This is a genomic window from Saccharothrix sp. ST-888, assembly GCF_000955975.1.
Classification (GTDB): Bacteria; Actinomycetota; Actinomycetes; order Streptomycetales; family Streptomycetaceae; genus Kitasatospora.
In genome coordinates this window covers 1-1165 of the sequence record NZ_JYJF01000284.1, presented here as the reverse complement: position 1 = coordinate 1165, position 1165 = coordinate 1, and the positions used below count along the sequence as shown (strand labels likewise).

At 66.6% G+C, this 1165-nt stretch carries 1 protein-coding gene; it reads left to right on the top strand.

Features of this window, described 5'->3' with window-relative positions:
* The first annotated feature begins 678 nt into the window (after positions 1–678).
* Complete coding sequence (locus UK12_RS32650; protein ID WP_231591480.1) at positions 679–1068, top strand: transglycosylase SLT domain-containing protein; 390 nt, start codon at positions 679–681, stop codon at positions 1066–1068.
* Positions 1069–1165: the final 97 nt, after the last annotated feature.

Below are 1165 nucleotides of genomic sequence, written 5' to 3'. Positions count from 1 at the left end.
CCGTATTCAGTGACCCGGGTCACACCGCCATTCCCGCGAGCCGGGTCCCGGGCATTCTGTGACCCGGGCCACAGGCATTCCTGTGGCCTGCGCCACTCCATTCCCATGGCCCGCGCCACTCCTTTATCCGATCTCCGACACCTCTCGCAACAACCCAAAAGCGGGCATATCGGGCAAATGGTTTGGCTGACCGTGTGACGGTGCACACAACAGGCAAATCACCCACTACTCCCCATAGTGGGTTTAACCCGACAGCACCCCCACACCCCCCACACCACACCCCCACCCCCCGACCAACCCAACCCACACCCCACCAGCCCCCACCACAAAACCCCAGGTCAGAGCCACGTTTAACGCAACCAGAAGAAACCCCCGAAGCAAGGTTTCAGCCCCCGACCGAAGGGAACGCGAGCCCACCCCAACCCCACACACCACCACCCCACCTACGACCCCCCGTCGTAGCCCACCCCAAACACACCCCTTGGAACCCACCCCAACCCCCGCTAACAATGGCTTCAGTCGCAACGACCCACCGGTGGCCCCCACCCCAAGTCACCCGACACCGGCGCACCACCGCAAACGCGGCGCACCGGCAATCACGCCCAGACGCACAAGCCATTCACACCGGCCGCGCATCCTGCCCAGCGTGAATCCCTGTCCCCCGGCCCAGGAGTCTTCTTGTCCACTTTCACCGCTCGCATGCGCAAGTCCGCCGGCCTCTTCGCCGCCGCCGCCGGCGTCGCCACCATCGGTGCCGTGATCGCGCCCACCGCCGCGTCCGCCGCCACCCCCCAGGAGATCGCCGCCAGCATCGTCCCCGCCAACCAGCTGGCCTCCTTCAGCAACATCATTTCGCACGAGAGCGGCTGGAACGTCAGCGCCACCAACCCCAGCAGCGGCTCCTACGGCCTCGGCCAGGCCCTGCCCGCCACCAAGATGGCCTCCGCCGGCGCCGACTGGAAGACCAACCCCGCCACCCAGATCAAGTGGGCCTACAACTACATGAACGAGCGCTACGGCAGCCCCAACGCCGCCTGGTCGTTCTGGGCCGCCCACCACTGGTACTAAACCAACCCACCCCCACACACAGCACCACCGCACCACGCGAAAAGGGGCCCCGTGCACACGCACCGGGCCCCTTCGCCACACCCACACCCCACCAACC